Here is a 25359-nt window from a genome sequence, read left to right as displayed (position 1 = left end):
AAATGCTTTTTCAATGGTTTTATTTTCATCTCTTTGCTTGTCTAAGAATGTCTAATTTCTATCTTGAAGTCATTTGATGCTCTTTGTGTAAAATACTGACAGTTAATTCTTTTGTCTTTTTGTTATCTTATTCCTTATCTAAATCTCTATCTTTTCTTATCTTAAAATCAGCATTTTTAGACAACATCCAAACCGGATTTGCAGTCGAAGAACTGGCATTAAAAATAGTACCGTCTTTTTTGGACATTTCATAAAGCAGGTTTCGGATTTTATTCCGTTTTTGTTCAGCCGTTAAAACATCAGATAGTTTGTCAATCAAAAGATTATCAATATCAGAGCGAGCAGCTTCTTTGTATTGCTTTATAAATCCAAGAATCATTGCTTTGTAATATTCTTTATCAAAGGCTCTATTTCTGATGTATGTAACTTTATCGTCAGTTGTCGTTGCAACCTGGGCAGCAATAAAATAATTGGGTTTTCGTCCTTCAATCAGTTTTCGTTGCTTCAGCATCTTAATTGCCTCATCGGTAACAGGTAACTTTTTCTGAATACGGTCTAATAAGACCACACTTGAAAGTGGCAAATCTTTATTTTCGATTAATAGTTTGGAATAATTCTCGTCGATAGCATGACCGTAAATTTGTAACACTACTTTTTGTGGTTCCGATAATTCGTAATCAGGTAACGGAAAGTACCTGTTTTTCTGCGAAAGAAACATGGTATGAATGCCGTACCCCAGTCGGTCAATCATACCGAGGTTGACCATTGCCTGCGCCAACCATGGATTCCGGTATCGTTCAGGAGTTTTATCACCTATTGAATAATCATCAGGATTCCCTTCAAAAAAACTACCTGCATTTGAAAATATGAGCTTGTCGATTTTCTCAGTTACAATTATCCGGCTGTGCATGGAATAGTCCTGATGCGCAATGCAATTGTGCAAGGCTTCTAAAATTGTACGGGTATCGTATTTATTAACCGTGGTCGCCAGTAATTCGTTATCGGGAAAAAACTTGTATTTAACATTTCTGATGTTTTGCAAAACCTTTGTTGTATTGAGCAAAAGTGGTGTGCCAAAATGTTCATAGGCTTTTTCTTCGGTTTCCAGTTTCCACGTAATCTCACTCAACGCAGGTAATAAATAATGTGATGATTCTTCTTTTCCTAACAAAAGGATTGCTGTATTTGTAATTTTCCCGTTGATGGTAATTTTTGCTTTGTCGAGAAACTTTTCGGGTTCCCATGAATCAATCTCGTTATAATATGATGCACGGGTACTTCTTTCTTTGAATTTTTCCCTTGCCACATGGACGGCTTCCTCATCCAAATCGTTTAGTGTTGCCGTTTCTATGATACCGGCACTCCAGTCCTCAAGCGAATTATAAATTAAGCGTACAAAGTTTGGGTGGTTTCGCAAATCGGTTTTATTACTACCAATGCGGATGTATGGTATTTTTTTGAAGTGCGCAGGTTCTCCTTTAGCTGCCGGGATGCGCAACAACACCATGTTTTTACCCTGATAATCGAACTCGAATATGGCAAAATTGATTTTGGGATGGAGCAGGTTTCTAACCCAAAGTTCCAAATCCTGATTGCCTTGCTTGGCTGTGGAGAACTGAAAGTTGGTCCCTTTGATTTCATGAGTTTTGTCGTGTACTCCCCATACCAAATAACCGAAGGTTTTGTTTTTGATGGTGGCACCGTTACTCATGGCTGAGATGTACTCACCAATTTGGTCATTGGTGATGCTTCCGGCACCCAACTTAAATTCAATCCATTCGGTTTCTGCCGGGTATGCAATCAGTTCTTCCAGAATGTTATGTAAATCTTCGGGTCTCATTTTAAAACCTCCCTTATCATTCGCATTTCCTCCACACTGTCGTCGGCAATAGAATTTATATCGCCATAACGATTTAAGATTTCTTTTTCAGTGGATTTTATTATTGTCATTTTATATTAAGTGAGAGGTTTTTATTTTCTTGAACTTCTTACCCATGCCTAATGCGATAGCGGTTGGGTCTTTAATGATTAATTCACCCAGGGAAAGACTCGATATAGCCTCCTTAATCTCATTAAATTCGTAACCTGAAACACCAAACAAATCCTTAATTACTGAATCCGTGATTGACTGTTGCTTCATAATTAGGGGATACTGCGCATTGGCGTAAAAATCAAAGTATTTTGATTTATAGCTATCCATGTTTTGAGTTGCCAAAATGATGCTTAGCCCTTTGTTTCTTCCAACAGCAATTAAATCACGCAATGGCTTATTGTCAAAATCTAACATGTAATGCGCTTCGTCAATAATGGTAAAGTGCCTGATTTCAACGCATTCATCACTCACAGCCTGTTTGGGCAAAGTTTCATAAATTGTATTGAGCTTTGAAATGATAAAGAATACAATGGCCTTTGCCAATGGCCCATCTTTCGGGAAACTGTCCATTTTAACAATGTATGAATCAGATATTAGATTAATTGTGTCAACTTCTGCAAACAAGTTGTTCCTTATTAGTTGTTTCAATACCGATTTTACACTGTCATCTTTTTGCCGGTCTTTGTCCGTTTGAAGATTTTGATACGATTCCAATATCAATTCAAAAGTTATCGGACGATTTTCTGTTCTTCGATAAGCGTTGATAACAGCTTCCGAAAGGCGGTTGCTCATATTCGCACTAATACGGGCATTGTCAATGGCACATAAGGCATTAGCCATTTCCGAAGCGTAAAGGTTAATTTCGTTTTGAGTTCTTCCGCTAAAATCTTTAAAGGGAGAAAAGGGAAGTGGCGATTTAATTGGGTCTAAAATTGAATTTTCGTCAATTTCAAAAAAGGAAAACCAATGGCGATTGGATGGGTCTGAAAATTCACCTTTGTAATCAAAGAATAAGAAGTTCACCGGATATGCTGATTCAACCGTCAACCCTCTAATTTCGCTCATTAGAACTGCCAATAAATTTGATTTACCGGAACCAGTAGCACCCGCAATTAATATCTGTGTGTTTGGAATATTTCGACCATTTAAGTTCAAATTGGCCGGAATATCATCTTCATAGGAGCCAATGGTTAAGTTAAGGAACGGTATCGTACTGTGCGATTTTGCTAATGATGAAGCACTCACATTCAGCCAATTATCTAAATTGTCGTTGGTCATTAAAAATGACAACCCCTGAAGCATTTCATAATTGATAATTCGACTTTTAAAACTTGCGCTCGACCAGTCAATATCTAAATGATTGTACCGAAACTTTAATAGCGCAGACCATGTATCCTGAAGGTCAAATCTCGAAAAAGTGGTTTCATGAATGCGCAATCCGGTTTTTGATATAACTACCTTTTCAACTTCACCAATCGCTCTTTTGTTGCTTAAACTTAATCCGGCCGATAGCGTTAATCGCTGCAATAGATTGTTACTTATTGAAATTGGTTTGTTTTCAGCTTTGTATTCTTTTAAGTTTAGCTTTTCCTCCAGTTTTGATTTGAGTGGAACCAAAGCCTCCATGAGCCCCTCGGATTGCCGTATATTTTGTAATGTAATTGTTCCCATGGTGTTAATTAATGTGTTGGTTAAAATATCCTTCTGCGATATGCGTTTTTTGAAGTTCTTTATCTCTGTTTAATGTGAAGGTTTTAGAAATAAATGGCTCAATCTTCACTAAATCAGTTGAAGGTCGTATTTCACTATCGGAACTCAATAAAATGGTTTGATGCGATAATTCAGGAAAATAGTTTTCCAGCAGGGTACTCCGGCTTGTTTCATCCAACACCCCCATTACGGTATCAATCATTACCGGAGGGTCGTAATCGCCATACTCGTGCAGGGCTTTTAATAAAACCTGAACCACCACCTGCGTTGAAGCCGTGTTAAGTTGGCTTAAATAGATTTCATTTCCCGATTTATGGTAGATGCTAAAGTTTAAGTCTTTTAAGTCTTCAGATAATTCCACCCGACTAATTACATCTTTGTAGGCCGCTAAATTGGCATTTAAATCTTCTTTCATTTTCGATTGAATCTGCTCTTTCTTGCTTTTTAACAGCGTATTTGCAACTTTCTCGAAAAATGGTTGAAGCCTCTTCAATAATTCAAATTTCGGGTCGGGTTCTTCGTTGGTTGGAATATCATAAGTATGGATTTTCTTCTGGATTTTTTCAATCTCTTTCTTTAAATCCTTCTCCTCGCTTTCCAGTCGTTTTATCTTCGATTCATTATCCTCATAAGCCTTTAGAATAGAGAAATCGTTGCCGGAAACCTGCTCTTTTAAATCTCTTATTTGTTGCTCAATTTTAGTAGCATTTGCAATGCTAATGTCCATTTCAATCTTTTTTTGCTGTAAGCCGGGAAATGGATTGTTGTAATTTTCGGAAGCTAATTTTTCTAAAGCTCTTAATTCTGAAGGTTCGAAAAAATCATATTTTAAAGAGGTATCATTTTCTTTCAATCGTTTTAAGACGATTTCAGAAACTTCGGTAACCGAAACCCCTGATAACTGGTAACCCGATTCAGTTAAATAATTAATCGCTTTTGAAATAACATCTTCCAATAAATGATTACTTACCTGCTCTGCTGAATAACTTCCGGTATCGTTTCTTTCTTTGAATACAAGTGATATTTCATTCTTAAAGGCACTTGCTAATTTGGGTAAGCAGATATGATTTTCGATGTTTGAAGCAAACTCATTCGCTTCATCTTTATACAACTTTTCTCTTTTATGCAGGTTATCCAAATCAGTCTCCAACTGAGCAATCTTATTATTGATTGTTGATTCCTGATTAAATCCGGCTTTTAGCTTGTCGTACATTTCTTTGTTGGAAACCGAGTATGCTAAAGCCATCTGCAATTCGTCTTTCTTTAAATTAAGGTCTTCAGTCAATTTACTTTTTTTAGTAATTAACTCTAAATACTCTTTCTTTTCCTTTTCCAGGTCTAACCGTTGAGCCGTATAATCCTGGGTGAGCTTTTCCGATACGTTGGCAAGTGAAAGGTATTTATTGAATCCCATTACATTTTCAATATTCTCTTTTATCACCCTGTTGAGCCGGTCTTCTTTAAGCAGGGAACCAGCCTCCATAGCATCAAAAAGGAAATAACGACTTAGTTCTTCAGGTAAATTGGCTTTGATTATTTTATTTACCTGGGCTTCCTGTTCTGCTCGTTGAGCAATGGGTGTTGCAGAACCATATTGAAAAATAGTGCCATTCATGTTTAAGCGAACACTCTCAACCGGTTTACTTTCCGGATTCAACATGTACGTTCTTGTCAGCACGTAGCTCTGTTCCTGATTAAGCACTTTGCCTGAAAAGTGAAGCTCCAATTGAATTTTCTCTTCTTCAACGCCTAATGCACCGGCATTTAAAAGCTCTTTAAAATGTTTTGAAGTAGAAATTTTCAAGCCATAAAGTGCGCCATAGATGGCATCAAAGAACGTTGTTTTTCCACCACCGTTTGCACCGCCAATAAGTACAATTGGCCGGTCTGGTTCCGTTGAAATATCCAAATCCAAATCGAGATAGGTTTTGAAATTTTTGGCTTTTATTCGTTTGATTAACATGGCTATTTGATTTTTAGGAGTGCTTTCTCGATAACTTTACTCAAGGTTTTTTCGTCCAATTCTTCGTTGCGAATTTTTGCCTCGTGGTATGGTTTTAGAATCTGTTCTTTCAACCATTCCGGTTCCACATCAAATTCGGCACAAATAGCCTCAATAACATCCATGTCCTCTTTACGAATGCCATAGTGTACAAACAGTGTATCCAGTCCTTTTCTACCCATAGTTTAAAGAATTAAGCAGTTACTAACGAAGGTTCGAAGGATACCCAACCCGTTGTGTCATTGGCTCTGTCTATCAGGTTGTCGGCATACTTCCAGGTTCGGTTATCCGGTGTTCCTTTTGGAACGATAACCCCACCAACTAATTTTTTATCGTTGGCTGATTTGTTTTTAATGTATTGATGCAGTGCATTGTGTTTTGCTACAAAATTCGGGTCTGAATCCAGTGTCTTTGTATCAAAAAGCGCAATGGCACCCGACTTCATTTTTATTACAAAATCCACATAAAAACCGCGGGTAATTCCATTGTGGTCCTCATAGGTAACGGCAAAGTCTTCCTTGTTTTTATCGCCGTTTTTGTACCACCATTCCAAATGGGCTTTATTGGCTTCTAAAAATGCGGTAAACTCTTTCTCCGGATTGCTTGCCCTGTTTTGCTCATAAAATGGAACTAAGGCGTGTTTTTCAACCGGACGTTCATGGTAATTATCATTAAAAATACGTTCCTCCGGCACATCCCAGGTACTTTCCTCCACTTGTTTTGATACTTCAGTCGCTTTTTTGTGCAATAAAACCTGATGTTTTTCCAAGGCAATGTCGATTAGCTCAATGAATTTTGACTTGTTAATTTCGAATAAAATTATTTTGATGGCCTTAAACTCATCCAGGATAAAATATTCTTCAAAGAGCATTTTTAGCGCCATTTCCAGAACCGGAGTGGAATCTACCTTTGCATAATCTCCAATGTTGGCACGGCAAAACTGACGAAAAAGGATATTTAACTCGTTGGTTGTTTTGGCAAAGCGCTCTTTTTGCTGCACATAGTTAACTCCAATCTCTGTATTTAATTGTAAATCTTTTGGTATTGGTATTTCAATCTGTTCAATGTTCATCTCAATGAACTTTTCAGCCATTTTTTGAGCATTATAGTGATACAATCCTACGTTATTTGTTTGGGTTGCATCGAGCGTAATGCCGAAAAACTGTTCTGCTGCTTCGTATAAACAACGTCTGAATTTTGAACCCAAGCGGTTACGGTTTAACCGGGTATTGATGAAGTAAGAGGAGAGTGCAACTGACTGGTAATTATCAATTCGTTTGGCTACGTATTGTACAATGTAGTCCATGTCTTCCTGAACGATAGTAATAAGGTCTTTGCTTAAATTGGTATATACATAGCCGTAATTTAAAATCGTGTTCGGATAGTGTTTTTGTTCGGGCATTCGTAAAATACGGCCTACTGTTTGTATTCCGAAATGCTGCTGATTAATTTCTCTGAATATTAATAAAACCGCAGCTCTGGGGCAATCCCAGCCCAAGGCAATGGCTTGCTTGAATAGTAACACTTCGGTTAATGAATCTTTCTCCTCCAAACCTTCGAGGTTGGTTTTGGTATTGCTTAGCCATACGGCTAATTTTGTGTTTTGAGTAGAGATACCTTTTACATCTAAAAACGTTTCAACTTCTTCAATCAATTCTTTGTCTAAAGCGCTTTCGGTGGCGCTTTCATTGGGCAATTGTACCAAAAGCAGTGGGTTAATGTTGGAACCAATTTTTTGATAAGCCTCATGTAATTCCTTCCTTTTCTTTAAGGCTTCCTCCAATAATACCTGATTTAGTGATTTGCCGTGTTGATTGGAATGGTCTAACGCAGGGTTAAGCACCACATTCTTTTTAATCATTTCGGCATCAACAACCTCATGCCGTTTTATGGTGTGGCCGTAATCGGAATGGAAAAGGGGAGTGGCCGATACATCAATTTCAATTTTAGCATGAATTTTTGTGAGCAGTTCCTTTGCTTTTTTGCCGTTGGCATGGTAATGGGCCTCATCTAAAATGCAGACAATTGCCGTATCATCAAGCATGGCCCCATACACAAATTTTATGAGGTCTTTGCCTTGCTCGTTTTCCTTTACGTAAATATTGTTTGCCTTATTAACGGATTGCCAGTTCACAAACAGCACCTCGTTGGGATGTAATTTACCATCGGTAACGTCCTCGAACTGAATGGGCTTTATTGACCGTAATTCTTCAAAGTAACTTTTTAGTGACAGATACGACTGCAAATGCAATTGGTTAGGTGCAAACCATATATAGGCTACTTTGTTTTTAGGAACATCGGTGCGGTCGGGTAATTCGGCAGCAAGTTTATCTAAAAAAGCTGCCATGGTTACTGTTTTTCCGGCTCCGGTGGGGGCTTTGAAAACCATTTTGTGTTGCGCTCCGGGGCGGTTAAGTAGGGCATATGTGTCTTTAAGCAGACCGTTTACGGCTTCTTCCTGGTATGTTCTTAGTTGTATCATGCTTCAATTCCGTTATCAAATTCAACAGGGGTTTCTTCTTCCAGTTCTGGAATAAATTCTTTGTTTTGTTTGGGTAAAATATATTGATAGGCTTTATAAATGGCATCGGGCAGAGCGGCCAGCCTGATGTTTTCGGCTACCTCTTCAAACTCTTCGGCGTAAGCATATTGCCCATTGGAGAATACATATACCTTAATTTGTGCTTGCGGGTTTTGGGTAATGAAAGCTTTTAAAAGTTCTACGGCCTCTTCAATAAATGCATCATCGTAAATGATGTACACATAGTGGCTATTGGCTCCGGTAAACAATTTGTGCCAATTTTTGGAGGCCAGCTCAGAAGTAATTTCTTTGTAGCAGTCCTCTTTAATGCAAAGTAATTCAGTAGCTAAAAGTGTTAGTTGGCGTTTATTTGGAAGTGACGGCTCTCTTTCTGTAAAATCACACCTATAATAACGCAAATTATTTTTGTTTCTTGGCTCCACGTATTCTCCATTGGTCTTTGTATATCCATTTATGACTTTTTTTGCACGTTGATAAGTAATCGTTTCTGGAATGTAATTTATAGTATCATTCTTTTTTTCATTGTTACAGACCAAAATACATTGTCTGTTTCCATTGATTAAATTAAGGTCAATTGTGCTTTCAAGTGTTGTTCCAGTGCCAGCAAAAAAGTCAAGTAAAGTGAAATTTTGTTTTGGATAGAAAGAAATGAGATATTTTATTAGTGAGACTGGCTTTGGATAATCAAAATCATAAATACCAAATCCTTCAAGTTCTGATTTTGCAACATCGTTTGTTGCAACACCCCACCTTTCATCAATAATATTTGGTGGAACTTCAGGAGCATAATTTAATTTATCATATCGAGGAGCTAATGTTTTACTTTTAAAGATTATTCTAGTTTTTTTCTTGATTTCGTCCTCTAAGTTTGTTTGAGTCCAAACAAATTTACCTTCTAAAATTAAGTTATTTAAGAACTTACCGTTTTTAATTTCAAGTCTATTTTTTAAAATGACTTTATTTTTTGCAGTCCCATATTCTCCTGGTTCAAGAATATGATTTCCTTTTATTTTACATTCGACAGCCTCTTTAGGAAATTCTAATGTTTTGAAATTATTATTACTTTTTAACAGAGGGTTATCATTAGGATTTTCTTGAACTAGTCCAGTATATCTTAAATCGGTTTTTGATTTTTCATAACACAAAACATATTCAAGCCTTTTTTTCGATTTTTTTGAGAGATTCGAAGGGCTTTGGGTTTTTTCCCACTGAAAGCATTCAATGAAGTTCTTTTCAAAAAAAATCTCATCGCATAACATTTTTAATTGGGCAAACTCATTGTCGTCTATTGATATAAAAACAACTCCTTTATCGCTTAGTAACCTTTTAGCAATTTTCAGTCTCTTTGACATAAATGATAGCCATTTACTATGTCTAAATGTGTCATCCTTGTCAATATAATCATCATTATAAATAAAATCATTTTCTCCTCTATTGTAGGGTGGGTCAATATAAATAACGTCTATTGCATTTTCATGCGTAAAAGTAAGCGCAGTAAGCGCGTGTAGGTTATCGCCCTCAATAAGAATGTGGTTGGGGTAATGTTCGGTTTCGGTGTCGTTTACTATGGCGCGTTCTTTTACCTCTTTTAATACCGGAAGTTTGGTGCGTAACTCTTCTTCCACATCTTCGGGCTTGTCTTCCCACACCAGGCCGTATTTTTTCTTGGTGTTCACCAGGTTAATTAAAAAGGCTTTTTCGTCGTTGTTTAGCCCTTCAAGGTCTTTTATTTTGTCGAGGATTTCTTTCTTGTTCATCATTACTATTGTTTGTTCAAATGTTCCTTTACAATCTCGATGGCTTTTAAAGCAGTGCTTTCATCTTTCACAATCTCGTTAATCTGTCCGACCAGCCATAAGGTGAGTAGTTCATCTTTGTCGGTTTCCAGCAAATCAGCCAGCTTAATCACCTGCTCGCGTTTTGCCCGGCGTTCGCCGCGCTCTATTTTGCTGTACATGGGAGAATCAATTTCCAGTTCGGCAGCCAGTTGGCGTTGAAGTAGTCCTTTTTCTTCCCGTAATTCTTTTATTCGTTTTCCCAAAAACATATTGATGGTATTAGTGACTTGTCAAAGAATGGCTAATTTAATAAAGAAAAGCTAAACATAAACAAGAAAAAACAGGATATTTATCAACATCGGAGAGGGGAAGTGTAGGAAATGGAGGAAAAGCCCCTCCCTGACCCTCCCCGTGGGGGAGGGAATAGTTTGCAGTCGTAGTTTTCAGTTTTCAGTCACAGTTTGCAGATAGCAAATAAAACCTGTCAGGTCGAAAGAATGCTGACAGGTTTCCTATGTTTCCGCTGTTTCCTATTTCCCCCTTTCGACTCCGCTCAAGGTGACAGGTTTTGTGTAGTTGTTGTGCTCATGAATGTCTTATCAGACGGATTTTACTCTTTGGCTTGAACCAAAGAGTAAACAGAAAGTTGCAGAAAGCACTACGTTCAGCAAAACTCAAGCGAGCTTGGTTTTGCCTTCACTTAAACGTGCTTTTCAAGGCTGATTTTTATCTTCAATCTCCATCTTTCTGAAAGCCAAGTTCATCCCGATTCTCGGGATTATACTAAGCTTTCAGTTTGATTCCGGCCTTGATAAAAATAGGCCGGTCGGGAGAAGCGAAGAAACTGTCCGCGCTTTACTACGTTTTTGTGTAGTTGTTGTGCTCATGTTCAAGTAAGCCATTGTCTTTGAATTGACCGATGTATTTTTCGGCGGTCTTTTCTTTAATGTCCAGGTCTTTTGCCACTGACAAATAGCCTTGCCGGTTGAAGTTATCCGGTAAGGCGTTATAGAATTTCAGCTTAACGCCTTTCAAGTCATTGTTTGGCAGATTCTGGAAAACTGCGATAGCATGTTTTTCCAGTGTAAAAGCAATTTGAATGGCCGTCTGAAAATCGGTTTCATTGCAAATTAACGGATTGGAATAGTCGCCGTCTTCGAGTATGCGAAGGGTGCGAAGCACCATTGCAATACGAAAAGTAATTAAACCCAAACGTCGGCTGTTGGCGTTAAAATCGTTACCCAATAACATACGGTTGCGTTTGTAAAGCGCATTGAATTGTTCTGTAAAAACTTGGCCTTGTTCAGCTGTAAAGCAAAATTGAATGGGCGTTGGCTGATTGATGAGGATTTGGTGTAAATCGTAAATCTGATTTCCCTTTTCTTCAAAGAAATCGGTATAATTCACCTTTTGGTGGGAAATAAAAGGATTTTTAAAGTCGCTGTAATCCTCGAATGCGTAGTATAGAAAGCGGCTGAATAAGCCGTTTTCGACATCGGGCATCATGTTGTGTACTTGCTTTGGCGTTCCTGAAAGTACGATTGCAAGATGCGGGTCTTCCACTTCGATATGTTCGTTGTCTTTTCGCCGAAACATATTGGTGCTTTCGTGGTGAAAGGCTTTACGCAATACATCGCTAAAGTTTCCCCAATCCTGTTTTAAAGTTGCGGCTAAGGTGTCGGCTTCAGTCTCGAAGATGATACCTTTGAAATCGTTATCGGACAACGCCTGGATAAATGCAGAAGCACTGCTGTTGGCCGGAATGTAAAACATTTTCCGTTTTGGTTCCCTGGGGCGTTCCACACCCTGACGTTGATTTTTGTTGAGGTTATTATAATTTTCCAATTCCTGTTCATATTCCTCTTTTGCCCGGATGGATTGCTGTACCATCGATTTATGGATTTTCAGGCCAAAGTATTTGGCCCATTTTAGTTTTCCTTTACCTGACCCGGCAGGGGCTGTAATAAAGGAATAAAGATGTGCGGAAACCGGTTCATCAAAATATATGCCCTCGATATTGGGTAAACATCCGCTAATCACAGAAATTGCACCAATTAAGAATACATCTTTTTCAATGGCATCGGCAAACATTTCGCAGCTTTCGCGAAGGATTTCGGGAAGCTGGGAATAGAGTTCTGCTGGGATGCGGGGGGTGTTGAAGATGGTTTCGGGTTCTGTGTACTCCTGTGAAACGCCGTCAGGTCTGGGAGACGCTGACGGGTTATACCCCTCCGTCCCCGAGTTCTCGGGGCCACCTCCCCTAAAATTAGGGGAGGAATTGGGGCCAGTGGTTATTAAACTAATTCCGGCTTGTTGTGCCAGGTGGAAAAAGCTTTTAATGGTTACACCGTGGCCGGAGGATTTCAGGCAATTATCGTACTGCTTGTCGCAAATATGCTGCGAATAGCCCGGATAATATCGGCTGACACGGTGAAAGTAATCGCGGCCAGCTTCGCCAAACTCATCGGCAAAGGCAAAGCCAATATCCCGCCAATCGGCATAATTGGCGGTAATGTCGGTATTAGCAGATTCAAGTCGTTGAATTATCACTTCGACGTCGCTCAGTGCAGGTGTTTCAACGTCGTTATTATTTACCTCTAAATCCTCTGACTTGGAAACGCCGTCAGGTCTTTTAGACGCTGACGGGTTTTCTTTTGGTTCGGTTTGCTGCAACCAGTGATTTACTTCGAATTTCTTTTTCATGGTTACAGTATTATTGGGGTGAACATAGAATACTTGAATAGCTGAATCACGTAGTACAGCAGAAATGGAATGACTACCCACCACAAAGGATGGAGAACTGATGCTGCTTTTTGAAGCATTCTTTTTAACAGTGCGAGAAATTTATTTCGTTTCATCTTTTTAAATTTTTGTGTTTAAATATTTTGGATTGATGTGTGCCTCCGGGTCGTGAGGCAGGAAACAGGCACGGGAAACATCCTTGCCCGATTTGTCCACTTCCAGTTGGTAAACTTCCCTGATATAATTGGCAATTGCCTGGAAGAAGATTTGGTGTGTGGCTTCGGTGATGTCGATGGGAATTACCCATTTCAAGCCGTCGCCGGAAGGAGAGACAAAGAGGAGTTCCGTTTCAAAATATTCATCATTCAGCAACTGATTTTTCAACTGCTGGAGGTTGGGTATATGGTCAAAGTCGATGGTCAGCAAACCGGAATGGTTCAGTAACGCTTTATCATTCCGTTTTGAAAAGGTGCCGGAGAATGTGGCATAGTCAAATTTGGACGCCTTAAATTTCCGTGCCTCATCTTTCATCTGGATGGCTCGTAACTGCTCCGTAATTAAGCTGTATTTTTCCGATTTAATCCGATTGTAGGCTTCAACCAAACTTAGGGTTTCCTTGGGGTGAATATTACTTACCGGAGCATCGAAGTAGCTGAATTTCGGGACGTGAACCACCGGTTTAACGTCTTCGGTTTTTACCGGATTTGGCAAATTGCGGTTGCTGTAAAAATGGTGCTGTTCGCCAATGCGAAGGTTTAAATCATTGTTTATCTTTTCCAATAATTCGCTGCCTGATAGTTTGTAATGCAATTCGGCGAAGTCGAAAGGAGTACCCGAGAAATCGGGTAGCTCCAAATCGCTGTAATTAAACACCCAGTTTTGGTTGATAAGCTTTAGCGTTTGCTTATCGCCGTTAAAAGGGTTTTTCGCTGGATTGCATTCCTTGCCGGAAAGCTGAACCACTACTTCATCCGGGTAATATTCCTGCAGGATGTGGGCGTAAATATTCAGCCCATAATGCGTCAGGTCTAAAATATCCTTCTCCTTAATCATGGCTTTCATTTTTTAAGGTTCGGGAATAGTTGCTTTCCAGGAGTTTTTCGAGGTCGGCAACCTTATAATAGAACTTTCCATTAATCCGGGAATAGGGGAGAATCCCCGTATCCCGCAATGTTTGTAGAGTTCGTTTGCTGATTTTCAGGGCCAGCATGACATCCTGCCCGTCAATCCATTCCTGTTTGAACTTCTCGGTTCTGGTTTGTTTGAGCACCAGAAGGTGGGCTTTTATCTCTTTAATGGCAGATGAAAGCTCCAATAATAGTTGCATCACTTCCATCATAGCTCAACCCTCCCTTTTTTGATGAGGTAATTGGCAGCTTGCTGTTCAATTTCCTCCTGTGAACTTTGCCTGTTGGATAGAAGCCAACTATCCAATTCCTTACGGTTGAAATACAATTTCTTGCCGTTGGGTTTGTATGATGGGACAACTCCGGTACTGGTCATTTTGTAGAGGTGAGAATGGGAAACCTCTAAATAAATGGCCGCTTCATTAAATGTTAGAACCTCTTTTTTGAGCATGTTTTGCTCCGTTAGCATCTTCTCAATGCTATCCAGTTTTTGAATGATATACTCCGTACTCATTTTTCTTCTTTTTAAATGTTTGAAAATGAGCCCTGCGCAGAGCATTTAATTAATAAATTCGATTCAAAGATATAGCGGTTATTGCGCTGTATTTCTGTGAATTGCAGGGTGTGGTGTGGAGTGTAGAGTGTAGAGTGAAGGGAGTATAAACAGAAAAAGCCATTGTTTGGAAAACAACAGCTGTAAAAAGTTGAAAAAAGAAATAAAGCTTATAGTGTGGAGTGGATTATTTGAGGTTGTCCACGGCTAATTCAAGTTGTTTGTATGAACGTTGAGGTTTCTTTAAGGTGCGAAGTTTCGACCTGTCGAAAGAAGTCCCATCGGCCTGAACAAAGCACCTGCAGGCAACTTCCCAGTTGCGTTGTTTTAGGTCGTCAACGTACTGGTTAATGGTGTAAATCAATTTAATGAAATAGGAAAATTCTGAAGGGTTGCCAGTCCAAACCACTGGTTTGGAAATGGCTTTTCCTGAGAATACCTTTTTAAATACCCTGGAATCGGTATCGTCAGCAATGAAGTTATTTTTCTTTAGTGAATTGTAAAGATTGGTAAGATTGTCGTAATTATTATCATATCCTTTATATCTGAATGACTCAAAGGAAATTCTTTCCGGTTCGGGATGAGGTTTTGATTTGATTTCTTTTAAACTTTCCTCTGTTTCTTGTTCCTGATGGGAAATGTATTGATTCAGATAATAAGCCAACTTAGTCTTATCCTCTTTATCAGATTCGAGTTCAGGACAAAGTTGGAACAACAACTCATTTTTGGTGAGCACCTCAAAGTTGATGTGTGAATTGAATTTTTCGATAAGTGTTGAGTGCATCGCAAACAAGTATAATCTGAGCGTGTCGAGTACCAGATTTGTTGCTTTTTCAATATGCTTCTCGTTGCTAACGATGCCAATTAATGTTTCCAGCTTACTCATTAACTGATATAGTTTGTAAGTAGCATCAATTTCATCGGACTGCTCAACGGTTTCGATGGTTCCGGCAAGAAGACATTGAAAGGTATTATTAATAAGGTATGCGTAGAACTCGGTTTGTTTATTAAAAAATTGCGGTATTTCTATGTTTATGGGAGTGGTAACCTCAACTTGTGCCAATTCCTTTAATTCTTCCAGATTCTCATTTTCAGTTGCAAAATTCAAAGAAGTGAAAGCGTTTAACGCTGAACGGCAATACTCTGTTGGGTTGTCATTGTTTTGCCTGAGATTATGGTTTAGAATGTGACGGAATTTTTCCTCATCCTGATTTTCTGCAGACCAGGGGCGTAAGCTCCCGGTCAGGATATTATTGGCTATTGAAAAGTAGTTATTCATGAGGTTAGATTTTAATACGGTTAGCGGCTTCCTTTTTCTTTTCGTCTATGACTTTTGCATAAATCTGAGTCGTTTTTAATTCCCGGTGTCCTAATAGCTTGGAAACGGTGTAAATGTCGGTTCCCATTGTTAATTGCAGGGTAGCATAAGTATGTCGGGCGCAATGGAACGTGATTGTTTTGGAAATACCGGCACGCATCATCCATTGTTGCAGTTTCATGTTGTGCCATGCAGAATATTTCAATCCTTTGAAAACCCGTTCGTCTTTGTCTTGGCGTTCTCCCAACAATTCAAATGCCTGGTCGGATATGGGCTGAGTTTCTACGCCTTTGGTTTTCTTTTGTCTGAACCGGATATAATAACCCATTTCGTTTGAGTGTTGTACTTCAGACCAAACCAGTTTGTTTATGTCTGACCATCTTAAACCTGTAAGACTTGAAAACAAGAAAGCTGTTTTAAGTTGTGGAATATCGCATTCCGCTTTGGCGGCTGCCTGCAGTTCTTCCAGTGTGAGAAATTCCCGTTCAGGTTCGCCCTGTTTAAATCCTTCAACACTTTCAGCCGGATTGTGCGGAATGATGCCATCTTTAACCGCTTGCTTTAATCCTGCTCTGAATTTATTGAAATAGGAATATTTTGAGTTTTGGGATAATCCTTCGTTGCTTTTTGTCCTGGCTTTTTTATCCAGATATTCTTTGAAGTCCTGAACGTATTTGCGGTCAATCTTAGCGAATGGTGTTTCTGTAGTTGAAAAGCTTTCCAGGTGTTTTATCATACTATCCCAATTGCCCCAGTTTCCGGTGCTGTCCTTGCGCTTATCGGCAAGCATTCGCATATAAACTAACAGACTGCCCTTTCGCTTCTCCTTATCGCGGAAACCATACTCTCCGTTTTGCATTTCCAACTGGCGTTGCGCCCGGATGTTTTCAGCAAGTTCTAGTGTTTTTTTGTTTTGTTCTCGTTCCAGCTTGGTTTTGGGTTTCGGGAGTAAATACAGTTTCAGGGTTTCAGTTTTTCTTTTACCGGCACTGTAATAATCAAGGTACAGGCTGGTTTTTCCTCCCTGATTTCGTTTTCTAAGTTTTACGCTCATGATGCAAACAGTTTTTCAATTTCGGATTTCTTAATGATGGTTCGCCTACCCAGTTTAACGGCACTAATATTGCCGTTTTTAATCTGGCGGTAAATAGTCATGCGGCTGGCACCCAAAAGTTGGCATGTGTCTGCAATACTTAAATATTCCTTTTCGTTGAGTTGGGAAAAATTGTAATCTGTTCTCTGCTCGGTAGGGGATTTAACCTGGTTCAACTTTTCGGTTTTCTTCCGCTCTTTGTAGCTCTTAGCGGCACAAGCATGACCGCAAAATTTGGTTACGGTGGTCTTAGCGATAAACTCCTTACCGCAGTGTTGGCATACCTTTATAATTTCTATTTTGCTGCTCATCGAATTGTACCTTTAAGTATCTCAATGTATCCTTGTGTATCGTGATGTATCTGTATGTAACATCATTTCGCCACTCGGATTGATATTTTGTTGCTTGCAACAAAATTTGTTGTTAAAGCAACATATTAGCAACAAAAATAACTAAAATAAAGGAAAATAACAACAGAAATAAGAAAATAAAAACACGTAAGTAGTTGAAAAAGAATATAAAGAATAAATAAAAGAAAGATAGCTACTTCCCGATACAGAAATTCTTAAAGATATGTCCAAGAACTTCGTCGTTGCTGATTTCGCCGGTTATTTCGCCAAGAAAGTGGAGGCATTCACGAATATCCTGAGCCAGGAAATCGCCGCTTATTCCGTTGTGCAAGCCCTCAATCACCCGAAGTACGGCTTGATGTGCATTGGTTAGGGCCTCGTAGTGGCGAATATTTGACACAATGACGTCGGTTCCTTCTGGTTGGGCTACCTGGGCATTTTCTTTCAGCAGCTCAATAAGTGCATCCAGGTTTTGCTGTTTCTTAGCCGAAATAAATACCAGATCTTCATTATCATTCAACTGAATAGCTCCCAGCATTTCCTTGATTTTTTCATTCCCACCAAGGTCGGCCTTGTTGCCAACAATGATCAATTTTTGATCCTGAATACGTTCTCTTATAAGGCTCACCCGTTGGCTAATTAAATCGATTGGGTTACTCAAGTCGGTGACCAACAAAATAATGTCGGCTTGCTCCAACTTGCTATAGCTCCGTTCAATCCCTAAGTTTTCAATCTGGTCAACTGTTTCCCGAATGCCCGCCGTATCAAAAAAGCGGAAAGCTGTTCCTTCAATGTTTACCACATCTTCAATCACATCACGCGTAGTCCCGTGAATATCCGACACGATGGCTTTTTCTTCATTCAAAATGGCGTTCAGTAAAGTCGATTTCCCCACATTGGTCTCCCCAACAATGGCTACCGGAATTCCGTTTTTAAGGGCGTTCCCCAGCTTGAATGAGCTGGCCAGTTGATGCAAGAGTTGCTCAATCTTTTCGGTGAGCTCTACGAGTTGCTTGCGGTCTGCGAATTCGACATCTTCTTCACTAAAGTCAAGCTCCAGTTCAACCATGGCAATAAAGTGCAGTAGTTGATCGCGCAACTTCTTAATCTCATTGGAGAAGCCTCCACGCATTTGTTTCAAGGCCATTTTATGGTTAGCCTTGTTGGTTGATGCAATCAAGTCGGCCACAGCCTCCGCTTGCGACAGGTCCATTTTGCCATTCAGAAAAGCCCGTTGGGTAAACTCGCCAGGCAGGGCCATGCGAGCACCACTTTTCAGCAACAACTCCAAAATGCGTTGCTGGATGTAAACCGCGCCGTGACAGGTAATTTCTACCACATCTTCGCCGGTGAAAGAGTGGGGGCCACGAAACAAAGCAACCACCACCTCATCAATAATCTCGTCAGCATCGCGAATGGTTCCTACATGCAGCGTGTTGGCTACCTGCTCCGATAAGCGTTTTGCTTTGGCCGGAGATTGAAATACCTTGTCTGCAATGGTCAGTGCTTCGTCGCCTGACAAACGAATGGTAGCTATTGCTCCAACTCCGGGAGAGGTGGCAATAGCGCATATAGTAGCTTGATCAATCATTATATCGTCATTATTGTGAAGTACAAAAGTACAAAATGTGTGGGGCATAGCAAGCTGCTAAAGCAGCCACCACAAGAACCGTTTCAATTTACTTGCTAAACTTAAAGTGCTTGAAATAGATAACAGGCAATTCTTTGATGCGCAATTGTTGTTTTTCAATCCACACATTAAGCAGGCGCTCGGCAATAAACCCTAGAATGCGTTCCTGGTAGCCCTGATATTCAGCTAATTTTACCCGATTTTCAAATTCGAACAGGAGCTCAAACAGCCAAGACATACAGCGATCAAAATCAGTTCGTTTCATCACCAGCATGTTATTGGCATACATGCGTTTGCTAGCCAACACCCGCTCCAATGCTCCGCCATACTCCGGACATTTCTCTTGAATGATCGCTTGAAGTAGTTCGAGGTCTTTGGCATTGTGGTACCGCTGGTAATGTTCTCGAACGGTATATTTGAGTTTTCGTTTCGTTGGCAAGATGATGTCATACTCATTGAGCAGCTCAATAATTTCATTTTCGCTAAGAACAGCACCTTTGAACTTCTGCACATTTTTGGTATAGATTAAGCCATACCGTTTGTAATGAATTCCAACAAGATAATAAAGCATTCGCTTGAACCGGTAGGATAGTGGCTCTGCTTGTTGTGTTAGAAAACGGCGATAGTGTACCACACCTACAATATCCTGGCAGGTGTTTTTCCATACCCAATATGTTCCGGTCAGCTCGCTATAATACTTATTTTTCGAAGAAATATGATCACCCGTATCGTCTCCTTGCATGTCAATAGCCGCTTTGGATTGTGCATTGCCAGCCATGATTGGAATATAGGGCGAATGGTTAATAATAACCGGAGCCTTCTTGTAGAAAAAGGTATAAAGTTCGATTGTAGGTGTCTTTTTCATCTGCTATTATCAATGATTAAAGTTGATTAATTAGACGGGCTTCTGGTACCATGAACTTCCAATTGTCTTGCTTCGATAATGTATCTCTTCGTCTGAAAGTGTTGTCGGATTTTCATACCAAGGTAAATGCCTAGCCATGTATTTCCCCCCGGTTCGTAAGGTTTTACCCCATTGCTGATTTTTAGTGCCTGGACGATACAGTGCAAATGTTGTATCAATGTCTGCCTCGTACAAATCAGAAGAGATCTGCTTTTCCCAAAACTTTCTCTCCCATTTAATAACCATTTCTTTTTGCGGATAAAAATCGGGAATGTCATCTATTTTCAGTCCAAATCCTACTTTGGTGTAGCTTGGATACTCATTTAACAATTGTTGAAAATAGCCGACAACATCCAAAGGGCAATTTTCTATTGGCAAAATATCAGGATCGGTGTAAATGTAGGGAAGTCCCTTAAACCATAAGTAAATGGAGGTGTCCCAAATCGATTTATATCCGATGTTGGCATTCATTCGAATGACAGTATGTGGTGTTTCTTGGTAGAAGTTTAATAATTCTGGATAGCAAGAGTTATTATCGATAATATAAATGTTTCTCATCTCTGCTTTCTCCAGCCATGAAATTAGCTTGCGCAAACAAATTATACGGTTGTAATTATTAATGATTACCGGAATATCTCGATAGTCAATCTCATTGCTTTTCAAGCTTTTGAGGAAACGCCTCCTTATGAAGGGGCGCTTCAATGATCTTGCTAGTTTGCAGTATATTCTGGCCAATTTTCTGTGTCTGGAAAATGGGATATTGTAAGTTATTATCATAACAATTTAAATAAATGCCAAAAATAGCTAAAATCTTTGTTTTTTATACTTTTAAATGAAAACCTAATATTTTCATTTTTGAATTATATGGTTTAAAAGTCGGGGGTTAGCGACTAAAAAGCGCGTTTGCTTATGTGTTTCAGGACGGGTTTTGATTTACTTTGACTGTTTTTTATATACTTTTGCTTGAAAATAAATTTCCATAAAAGAAAAAATTATGAAATTATTAGAAGGTAAAACGGCTCTGATTACCGGTGCTTCCAGAGGTATTGGTAAAGCCATTGCAGTAAAGTTTGCCGAAGAAGGCTGTAACATTGCATTTACGGATCTTTTTGACGATGAAAATATGAAGGCTACTCAAGAAGAGCTGATCGCTATGGGCGTAAAGGCTAAGGGGTATGCTTCCAATGCTGCTGATTTTGCAGATACTGACCGGGTAGTTGCTGAAGTAGTCAAAGAATTTGGTCAAATTGATGCGTTGGTTAACAATGCCGGAATTACTAAAGATACGCTGCTGATGCGTATGACAGAAGAGCAGTGGGATGCCGTGATTAATGTAAACCTGAAGTCTGTATTTAACTTCACAAAGGCAGCTCAAAAAATCATGTTGAAGCAACGCTCAGGATCAATTGTTAACTTGAGCTCAGTAGTTGGTGTGAGCGGAAATGCTGGTCAATCTAACTATTCAGCATCCAAAGCCGGTATTATCGGTTTTACCAAGTCAATCGCCAAAGAGTTGGGATCACGGGGTATTCGCAGCAATGCTATCGCTCCGGGGTTTATCATTACCGAGATGACAGCTCAGATTCCGGAAGATGCCCGCAAAGCCTGGGAAGCCAATATTCCGATGAAACGCGGTGGTACTCCTGATGAGGTTGCCAAGACTGCTTTGTTCCTTGCTTCCGACTTATCAAGCTATGTAAGTGGACAAGTGATTAATGTTTGTGGAGCCATGAACACGTGATCTTGTTGAAATATAAAATACAGAGCCGTCACCTGAAAATGTGACGGCTTTTCTTTTGAATTGTATTTATGAAAAAGGCACTCTTTCTGGGTTTAGCAACCTTGGATATTCAGTATTTTGTTGATGAGTTTCCGGCAGGGAATGTGAAAATAAAAACCCAGGCACCCGACTGTTGGGTTGGAGGGCCTGCAACCAATGCTGCAGTGGCCTTTGCAAAGCTCAATGGAAACACCCACTTGGTAACAGCTGTAGGGAAAAATGCTTTTCAATCAGTTTTCAAAAATGATTTTGAGCAATGTAACATTCAATACATTGACCTTTTAGAGCGGGTGGATTCCCAGCCGGTACTTGCCTCTGTCATTAGTGCATCAAATGGCGAGCGAACAATTTTTACGCATTATCCGGATCGGATAACACAACCTATTGATGAGAAAAAGCTGCTGGATCAACTTCAGCCTGAGGTTGTAATGCTGGATGGTTTTTACCCAGAGGTTGCTGTAAAACTGGCGCACGAAGCAAAAAACAGACAAATTCCTGTTGTTTTTGATGGTGGCAGCTGGAAATCCTACCTTCCCGAATTGCTGCCACATGTGGATTATGCCATTTGCTCCAATGATTTTTATCCTCCAACGTGTGAGCAACCCAAGGAGATCTTTGACTATTTAGATCAGTTTGCCATTTCGCATAAAGCAATTACGCGGGGGAATCAGCCAATTTTAGTTAGCAGCAGGGAAATGAACTGTGAGCTAGACGTCCCGCAAGTAGATGTTATCGACACACTTGGAGCCGGTGACTTTTTTCATGGGGCATTCTGTTATTATCTTTTAACGAAAAATAATTATTTGCAAGCGCTGCAAAAATCAGCAGAATTTGCGTCCAAAACCTGTTTGTTTAAAGGACCTCGAAGCTGGCTGAATAAACTAATCTAAGGGCTTTCCTTTCACTTCGATTTTTCATAACTTGTTTGCTCTTTAAGATCGTATATCATTCATGAATAAAAGAAGTATTGCCTTTCAGCTGGGATTCTATGTGTCATCAGCCGTACTCATTGTTATTTCCTTGATTGTGTTTCTAAACTATAAGCATAGTCGGGAGATAATTATGGATAAAATTGAAGAATTGGCCATTCATCAATCCAGCTTGATTATCAATGAGATTTCAAAAAATGTGGTCGCCAGCCAGGAGATAACCCGCAATGTTGCCAGTCAGGCTCTTTATTACCGTTCACATGGCGATTTACAGTTTTTTCTTCATCAGGTTGTACAAAATAATCAGGTGCTCAATGGTTTGCACGTTCAGCTGTTTGAAAATCAAGACACCTTAATTTATTCTTCTTACCATGCGCATGACGGAGAGCTTGTTGACCGGCAAGATCTGGATTTTTGCGCGATATACAATTTTGAAAATCTGGCAGACTCAGTCCTTCAAGAAAATTTGGGTATTTGGTCCGATCCTTTTTACTGTCCACTGGATTCGAGTAAACTAATGATTTCTTTTTTTTTACCAATAGTCAATCCACAGGGGGAATCAGTTGGAATTATTGCCGGTGACATCAATCTCGAATTTCTAAATAAAGTCATTTCTGACATCAAAATAGGAACCAACGGATTTGCCCTTATTGCATCGAGGCAAGGGTATTACCTGACTCACCCAAATCCAGACTGGGTGATGAAAAAACAGGTTTTTGACGTATCCTCCGAGACTTTGAGAACTGACAGGGATTATTACATGCAGCTGCTGAGAGCCGGCAAGTCCGGATCCGGATTTGCTTATCCGGAATTGTTCAACTATGAAAGAAGCTGGTTTTATTTTTCATCGATTCCCTATACTGACTGGCGTGTTGTTATTGTGATTCCGGCAAAGGAATTGTTTGATGACCTGCGGTCCGTTTTTCGTAAGATTGTCGTTGTATCGCTTATCGGCTTCCTGGCAATACTGGCACTTATTGTCGTTATTTTTACCCGGATGTTTTCTCCATTGGTACAAATTGTTCGTTCTATTCAGCGTTTTAGTTTTGGAGACCGGGGAAGAAGAAGGGGAGATAAGAATGAAATTGAGCTGCTGAGTGATAGTTTGAAGGAGTTGCAATTTCAGTACAATACCTACTTGGCAGAGCAAAACCAGATTCGGAAAGACAAGCGTAAGTATGAGAAAGACTTGAAATCAGCGAAAGAAATCCAGCGAACAATCATTCCGCAAGACTACAGTTTTCTGGAAAAACGACATGAAATTGATCTCTTTGCCATTCTCCAACCCGCAGAAAGTATTGGAGGAGACTTGTATGACTTCTTCTTCATTGATGATGAACACCTGCTCTTTACGATGGGTGATGTTTCCGGCAAAGGCATTCCTGCTGCTTTGTTTATGGCAGTTGCCAATACGATGATCAAAAGCAAGTCAACCGATGTATCGGCTCAAAAGATTGTGGACGTCGTAAACAAAGCCCTAAGTAAAGAAAATTCCAATCAGCACTTCCTAACCCTTTTTCTTGGCGTTCTGAATGTTAAAACAGGCATACTAGATTATTGCAATGCTGCACACAATTATCCGTTTTTGCTGCGTCGAAACAAAGGGGTAACCCAGCTGGAGCAAACGCACGGCTTGCCCATAGGCCTTTACGCCAACAAAACCTACGAGTCTGAATCGCTGTTGCTGTCCAAAGGAGATATTCTGTTTTTATATACAGATGGGGTCACCGAATGTAAAAACAGGTATGGTGAAATGTATGGTCTGAACCGGTTATCCAGTCTGATGACAGAAAGCCAGAACATGACACCTGAATCGCTTGTAAAAGGTGTAATGAGCGAACTGAAAAACTTTAAAGGAGAAACCAAACAAGCTGATGATATTAGTTTAATGGCCATTCAGTTTAAAGGTATGTTCGAGTAGTCGAATGAACGACTTCCACTTTTTGGTGTTATCCAAAGAAATACTAAATTAAAGTTATGACCTTATTTTTACAAATTGCTATTGTTGCTGCTGGTCTTGTTTTAGGTGTTTTTATTGCTTTTCTCATTATCGGGTACTTAAAGAAATTGATCCGAAAAAACTCTAATCATACAGTAGGACTAAAAGTTATGCGTTTCGTAAGCCTGCCCTTCATTTTTTTGGTGATGCTAATTGCAGGTTCCATGTTAGTGCCTGCCACCGCATTGTTGGATGAAGTAAACAGCAGTATCAATATCATCCTGGGAATTGTATATACCTTGATTTTAGCCTGGCTAATAATTAGTGCCATCCGGGGAATTAAGGTCTACGTGTTGGCAAAATATGATATTTCGACAAGAGATAACCTAAAAGCCCGAAAAATTCATACACAGCTGTCGGTGCTTGAGCGTATGTTGATTACCATTGTCGTGATTATTGCCATCGGAATTATCCTGATGACCATTCCTCAGATACGTAAAATAGGGCTTAGCTTGTTAGCCAGTGCCGGAATTGCAGGGATTATTATTGGTTTTGCCGCTCAGCGCAGCATTGCAATGATTCTGGCTGGCTTCCAAATCGCTATTACGCAACCCATTCGGCTGGAAGATGTCGTGATTGTAGAGGGGGAGTGGGGCTGGATCGAAGAAATTACACTCACTTATGTGGTGGTGCGTATATGGGACAAACGCCGCTTGATTCTTCCGATTACCTATTTTATTGAAAAACCATTTCAGAATTGGACTCGAACTTCTGCTGAAATTTTGGGAACAGTCTATCTGCATGTTGATTATGCTTTTCCGGTTGAGAAAATGCGTGAAAAGCTAACCGAAGTTTTAAATCAAACAGATTTGTGGGATGGAAAAGTGAACGTACTTCAGGTGACCAATTCCAATGAACGAACCTTGGAGTTGCGTGCTTTGGTAAGTGCCGAAGATTCTCCAACAGCATGGGATTTAAGAGTACATGTGCGTGAAGAACTTATTCGCTTTGTGCAAAATGAATATCCGCAACATCTGCCAAAAAGCCGCATCAACCTCTTCGAAGAACAATAAAAAAGCCGGTGCATTC

The 25359-nt window shown here is 39.8% G+C and carries 21 protein-coding genes; 4 read left to right on the top strand and 17 right to left on the bottom strand.

All coding sequences use genetic code 11. The annotated features are described in order from the left end of the window. Window positions 1-127: 127 nt before the first annotated feature. From Q1A18_RS04730 to Q1A18_RS04650, 17 genes are all read right to left on the bottom strand, one after another. Window positions 128-1840, bottom strand: coding sequence for an RNA-binding domain-containing protein (locus tag Q1A18_RS04730; RefSeq protein WP_299577777.1), 1713 nt, complete (start codon window positions 1838-1840; stop codon window positions 128-130). 111 nt (window positions 1841-1951) lie between these two features. After that, window positions 1952-3544, bottom strand: coding sequence for a DUF87 domain-containing protein (locus Q1A18_RS04725; protein WP_299577776.1), 1593 nt, complete (start codon window positions 3542-3544; stop codon window positions 1952-1954). 4 nt (window positions 3545-3548) lie between these two features. Next, on the bottom strand, window positions 3549-5546 hold the full coding sequence (locus Q1A18_RS04720; RefSeq protein ID WP_299577775.1) for an AAA family ATPase: 1998 nt from the start codon (window positions 5544-5546) through the stop codon (window positions 3549-3551). 2 nt (window positions 5547-5548) lie between these two features. Then, entirely contained in the window at window positions 5549-5767 is a 219-nt protein-coding gene (locus Q1A18_RS04715; RefSeq protein ID WP_299577774.1) for a DNA modification system-associated small protein, read from the bottom strand. 11 nt (window positions 5768-5778) lie between these two features. Then, window positions 5779-8067: a DEAD/DEAH box helicase family protein gene (locus tag Q1A18_RS04710; protein WP_299577773.1), complete on the bottom strand. Its 2289-nt coding sequence runs from the start codon at window positions 8065-8067 to the stop codon at window positions 5779-5781. Continuing rightward, window positions 8064-9887, bottom strand: a complete 1824-nt coding sequence (locus Q1A18_RS04705; RefSeq protein WP_299577772.1) for a site-specific DNA-methyltransferase — start codon at window positions 9885-9887, stop codon at window positions 8064-8066. The genes Q1A18_RS04710 and Q1A18_RS04705 overlap by 4 nt, the downstream gene beginning before the upstream one ends. 2 nt (window positions 9888-9889) lie before the next feature. Continuing rightward, a complete protein-coding gene (locus tag Q1A18_RS04700; protein WP_299577771.1) occupies window positions 9890-10174 on the bottom strand; it encodes a helix-turn-helix transcriptional regulator in 285 nt (94 codons plus the stop codon). A 589-nt stretch (window positions 10175-10763) separates the two neighbouring features. After that, the gene (locus Q1A18_RS04695) at window positions 10764-12608 is read right to left on the bottom strand and encodes a DUF3987 domain-containing protein (RefSeq protein ID WP_299577770.1); all 1845 of its coding nucleotides are present in this window, start codon (window positions 12606-12608) and stop codon (window positions 10764-10766) included. A gap of 159 nt (window positions 12609-12767) precedes the next feature. After that, complete coding sequence (locus Q1A18_RS04690) at window positions 12768-13700, bottom strand: BT4734/BF3469 family protein (RefSeq protein ID WP_299577769.1); 933 nt, start codon at window positions 13698-13700, stop codon at window positions 12768-12770. Continuing rightward, the gene (locus Q1A18_RS04685) at window positions 13693-13986 is read right to left on the bottom strand and encodes a helix-turn-helix domain-containing protein (protein WP_299577768.1); all 294 of its coding nucleotides are present in this window, start codon (window positions 13984-13986) and stop codon (window positions 13693-13695) included. Before Q1A18_RS04685 ends, Q1A18_RS04690 begins: the two co-directional genes overlap by 8 nt. Continuing rightward, window positions 13983-14288, bottom strand: a complete 306-nt coding sequence (locus Q1A18_RS04680; protein ID WP_299577767.1) for a helix-turn-helix domain-containing protein — start codon at window positions 14286-14288, stop codon at window positions 13983-13985. Before Q1A18_RS04680 ends, Q1A18_RS04685 begins: the two co-directional genes overlap by 4 nt. Window positions 14289-14514: 226 nt before the next feature. Beyond that, a complete protein-coding gene (locus Q1A18_RS04675; protein WP_299577766.1) occupies window positions 14515-15606 on the bottom strand; it encodes a hypothetical protein in 1092 nt (363 codons plus the stop codon). Between the two features lie 4 nt (window positions 15607-15610). Beyond that, complete coding sequence (locus Q1A18_RS04670) at window positions 15611-16699, bottom strand: site-specific integrase (RefSeq protein ID WP_299577765.1); 1089 nt, start codon at window positions 16697-16699, stop codon at window positions 15611-15613. Then, a complete protein-coding gene (locus Q1A18_RS04665) occupies window positions 16696-17049 on the bottom strand; it encodes a helix-turn-helix domain-containing protein (RefSeq protein ID WP_299577764.1) in 354 nt (117 codons plus the stop codon). The genes Q1A18_RS04670 and Q1A18_RS04665 overlap by 4 nt, the downstream gene beginning before the upstream one ends. Before the next feature lie 232 nt (window positions 17050-17281). Beyond that, the gene (gene mnmE, locus Q1A18_RS04660) at window positions 17282-18679 is read right to left on the bottom strand and encodes a tRNA uridine-5-carboxymethylaminomethyl(34) synthesis GTPase MnmE (protein WP_299577763.1); all 1398 of its coding nucleotides are present in this window, start codon (window positions 18677-18679) and stop codon (window positions 17282-17284) included. A gap of 88 nt (window positions 18680-18767) precedes the next feature. Beyond that, window positions 18768-19583, bottom strand: a complete 816-nt coding sequence (locus tag Q1A18_RS04655; RefSeq protein WP_299577762.1) for a DUF4422 domain-containing protein — start codon at window positions 19581-19583, stop codon at window positions 18768-18770. A 30-nt stretch (window positions 19584-19613) separates the two neighbouring features. Beyond that, a complete protein-coding gene (locus Q1A18_RS04650) occupies window positions 19614-20285 on the bottom strand; it encodes a hypothetical protein (RefSeq protein ID WP_299577761.1) in 672 nt (223 codons plus the stop codon). A 331-nt stretch (window positions 20286-20616) separates the two neighbouring features. On the opposite strand from Q1A18_RS04650, the gene fabG reads away from it, so the two are divergent. The 4 genes from fabG (at window position 20617) to Q1A18_RS04630 (ending at window position 25343) form a co-directional block, all read left to right on the top strand. Further along, complete coding sequence (gene fabG, locus Q1A18_RS04645; RefSeq protein ID WP_299577760.1) at window positions 20617-21363, top strand: 3-oxoacyl-[acyl-carrier-protein] reductase; 747 nt, start codon at window positions 20617-20619, stop codon at window positions 21361-21363. A gap of 68 nt (window positions 21364-21431) precedes the next feature. Then, window positions 21432-22292: a PfkB family carbohydrate kinase gene (locus Q1A18_RS04640; protein ID WP_299577759.1), complete on the top strand. Its 861-nt coding sequence runs from the start codon at window positions 21432-21434 to the stop codon at window positions 22290-22292. Window positions 22293-22353: 61 nt separating this feature from the next. Beyond that, a complete protein-coding gene (locus Q1A18_RS04635) occupies window positions 22354-24252 on the top strand; it encodes a SpoIIE family protein phosphatase (RefSeq protein WP_299577758.1) in 1899 nt (632 codons plus the stop codon). Window positions 24253-24308: 56 nt separating this feature from the next. After that, window positions 24309-25343 carry a mechanosensitive ion channel domain-containing protein gene (locus Q1A18_RS04630; RefSeq protein WP_299577757.1) on the top strand — a complete coding sequence of 345 codons (1035 nt, stop codon included), beginning with the start codon at window positions 24309-24311 and terminating at the stop codon, window positions 25341-25343. Window positions 25344-25359: the final 16 nt, after the last annotated feature.

The sequence above is a fragment of the uncultured Sunxiuqinia sp. genome (assembly GCF_947495665.1).
GTDB classification, from domain to species: domain Bacteria; phylum Bacteroidota; class Bacteroidia; order Bacteroidales; family Prolixibacteraceae; genus Sunxiuqinia; species Sunxiuqinia rutila.
The sequence above is the reverse complement of the archived record's forward strand: the minus strand, read 5'-3'. Positions and strand labels throughout refer to the sequence as shown.

Excerpts from the sequence above, each read along its gene's own strand:
- fabG (WP_299577760.1), top strand. The coding sequence starts at position 20,617 with ATGAAATTATTAGAAGGTAAAACGGCTCTGATTACCGGTGCTTCCAGA.
- Q1A18_RS04720 (WP_299577775.1), bottom strand. The coding sequence starts at position 5,546 with ATGTTAATCAAACGAATAAAAGCCAAAAATTTCAAAACCTATCTCGAT.
- Q1A18_RS04725 (WP_299577776.1), bottom strand. The coding sequence starts at position 3,544 with ATGGGAACAATTACATTACAAAATATACGGCAATCCGAGGGGCTCATG.
- Q1A18_RS04680 (WP_299577767.1), bottom strand. The coding sequence starts at position 14,288 with ATGAGTACGGAGTATATCATTCAAAAACTGGATAGCATTGAGAAGATG.
- Q1A18_RS04675 (WP_299577766.1), bottom strand. The coding sequence starts at position 15,606 with ATGAATAACTACTTTTCAATAGCCAATAATATCCTGACCGGGAGCTTA.
- Q1A18_RS04695 (WP_299577770.1), bottom strand. The coding sequence starts at position 12,608 with ATGAAAAAGAAATTCGAAGTAAATCACTGGTTGCAGCAAACCGAACCA.
- Q1A18_RS04690 (WP_299577769.1), bottom strand. The coding sequence starts at position 13,700 with ATGATTAAGGAGAAGGATATTTTAGACCTGACGCATTATGGGCTGAAT.
- Q1A18_RS04655 (WP_299577762.1), bottom strand. The coding sequence starts at position 19,583 with ATGAAAAAGACACCTACAATCGAACTTTATACCTTTTTCTACAAGAAG.
- Q1A18_RS04705 (WP_299577772.1), bottom strand. The coding sequence starts at position 9,887 with ATGATGAACAAGAAAGAAATCCTCGACAAAATAAAAGACCTTGAAGGG.
- Q1A18_RS04730 (WP_299577777.1), bottom strand. The coding sequence starts at position 1,840 with ATGAGACCCGAAGATTTACATAACATTCTGGAAGAACTGATTGCATAC.
- Q1A18_RS04715 (WP_299577774.1), bottom strand. The coding sequence starts at position 5,767 with ATGGGTAGAAAAGGACTGGATACACTGTTTGTACACTATGGCATTCGT.
- Q1A18_RS04630 (WP_299577757.1), top strand. The coding sequence starts at position 24,309 with ATGACCTTATTTTTACAAATTGCTATTGTTGCTGCTGGTCTTGTTTTA.
- Q1A18_RS04635 (WP_299577758.1), top strand. The coding sequence starts at position 22,354 with ATGAATAAAAGAAGTATTGCCTTTCAGCTGGGATTCTATGTGTCATCA.
- Q1A18_RS04685 (WP_299577768.1), bottom strand. The coding sequence starts at position 13,986 with ATGATGGAAGTGATGCAACTATTATTGGAGCTTTCATCTGCCATTAAA.
- Q1A18_RS04710 (WP_299577773.1), bottom strand. The coding sequence starts at position 8,067 with ATGATACAACTAAGAACATACCAGGAAGAAGCCGTAAACGGTCTGCTT.
- Q1A18_RS04640 (WP_299577759.1), top strand. The coding sequence starts at position 21,432 with ATGAAAAAGGCACTCTTTCTGGGTTTAGCAACCTTGGATATTCAGTAT.
- mnmE (WP_299577763.1), bottom strand. The coding sequence starts at position 18,679 with ATGATTGATCAAGCTACTATATGCGCTATTGCCACCTCTCCCGGAGTT.
- Q1A18_RS04665 (WP_299577764.1), bottom strand. The coding sequence starts at position 17,049 with ATGAGCAGCAAAATAGAAATTATAAAGGTATGCCAACACTGCGGTAAG.
- Q1A18_RS04700 (WP_299577771.1), bottom strand. The coding sequence starts at position 10,174 with ATGTTTTTGGGAAAACGAATAAAAGAATTACGGGAAGAAAAAGGACTA.
- Q1A18_RS04670 (WP_299577765.1), bottom strand. The coding sequence starts at position 16,699 with ATGAGCGTAAAACTTAGAAAACGAAATCAGGGAGGAAAAACCAGCCTG.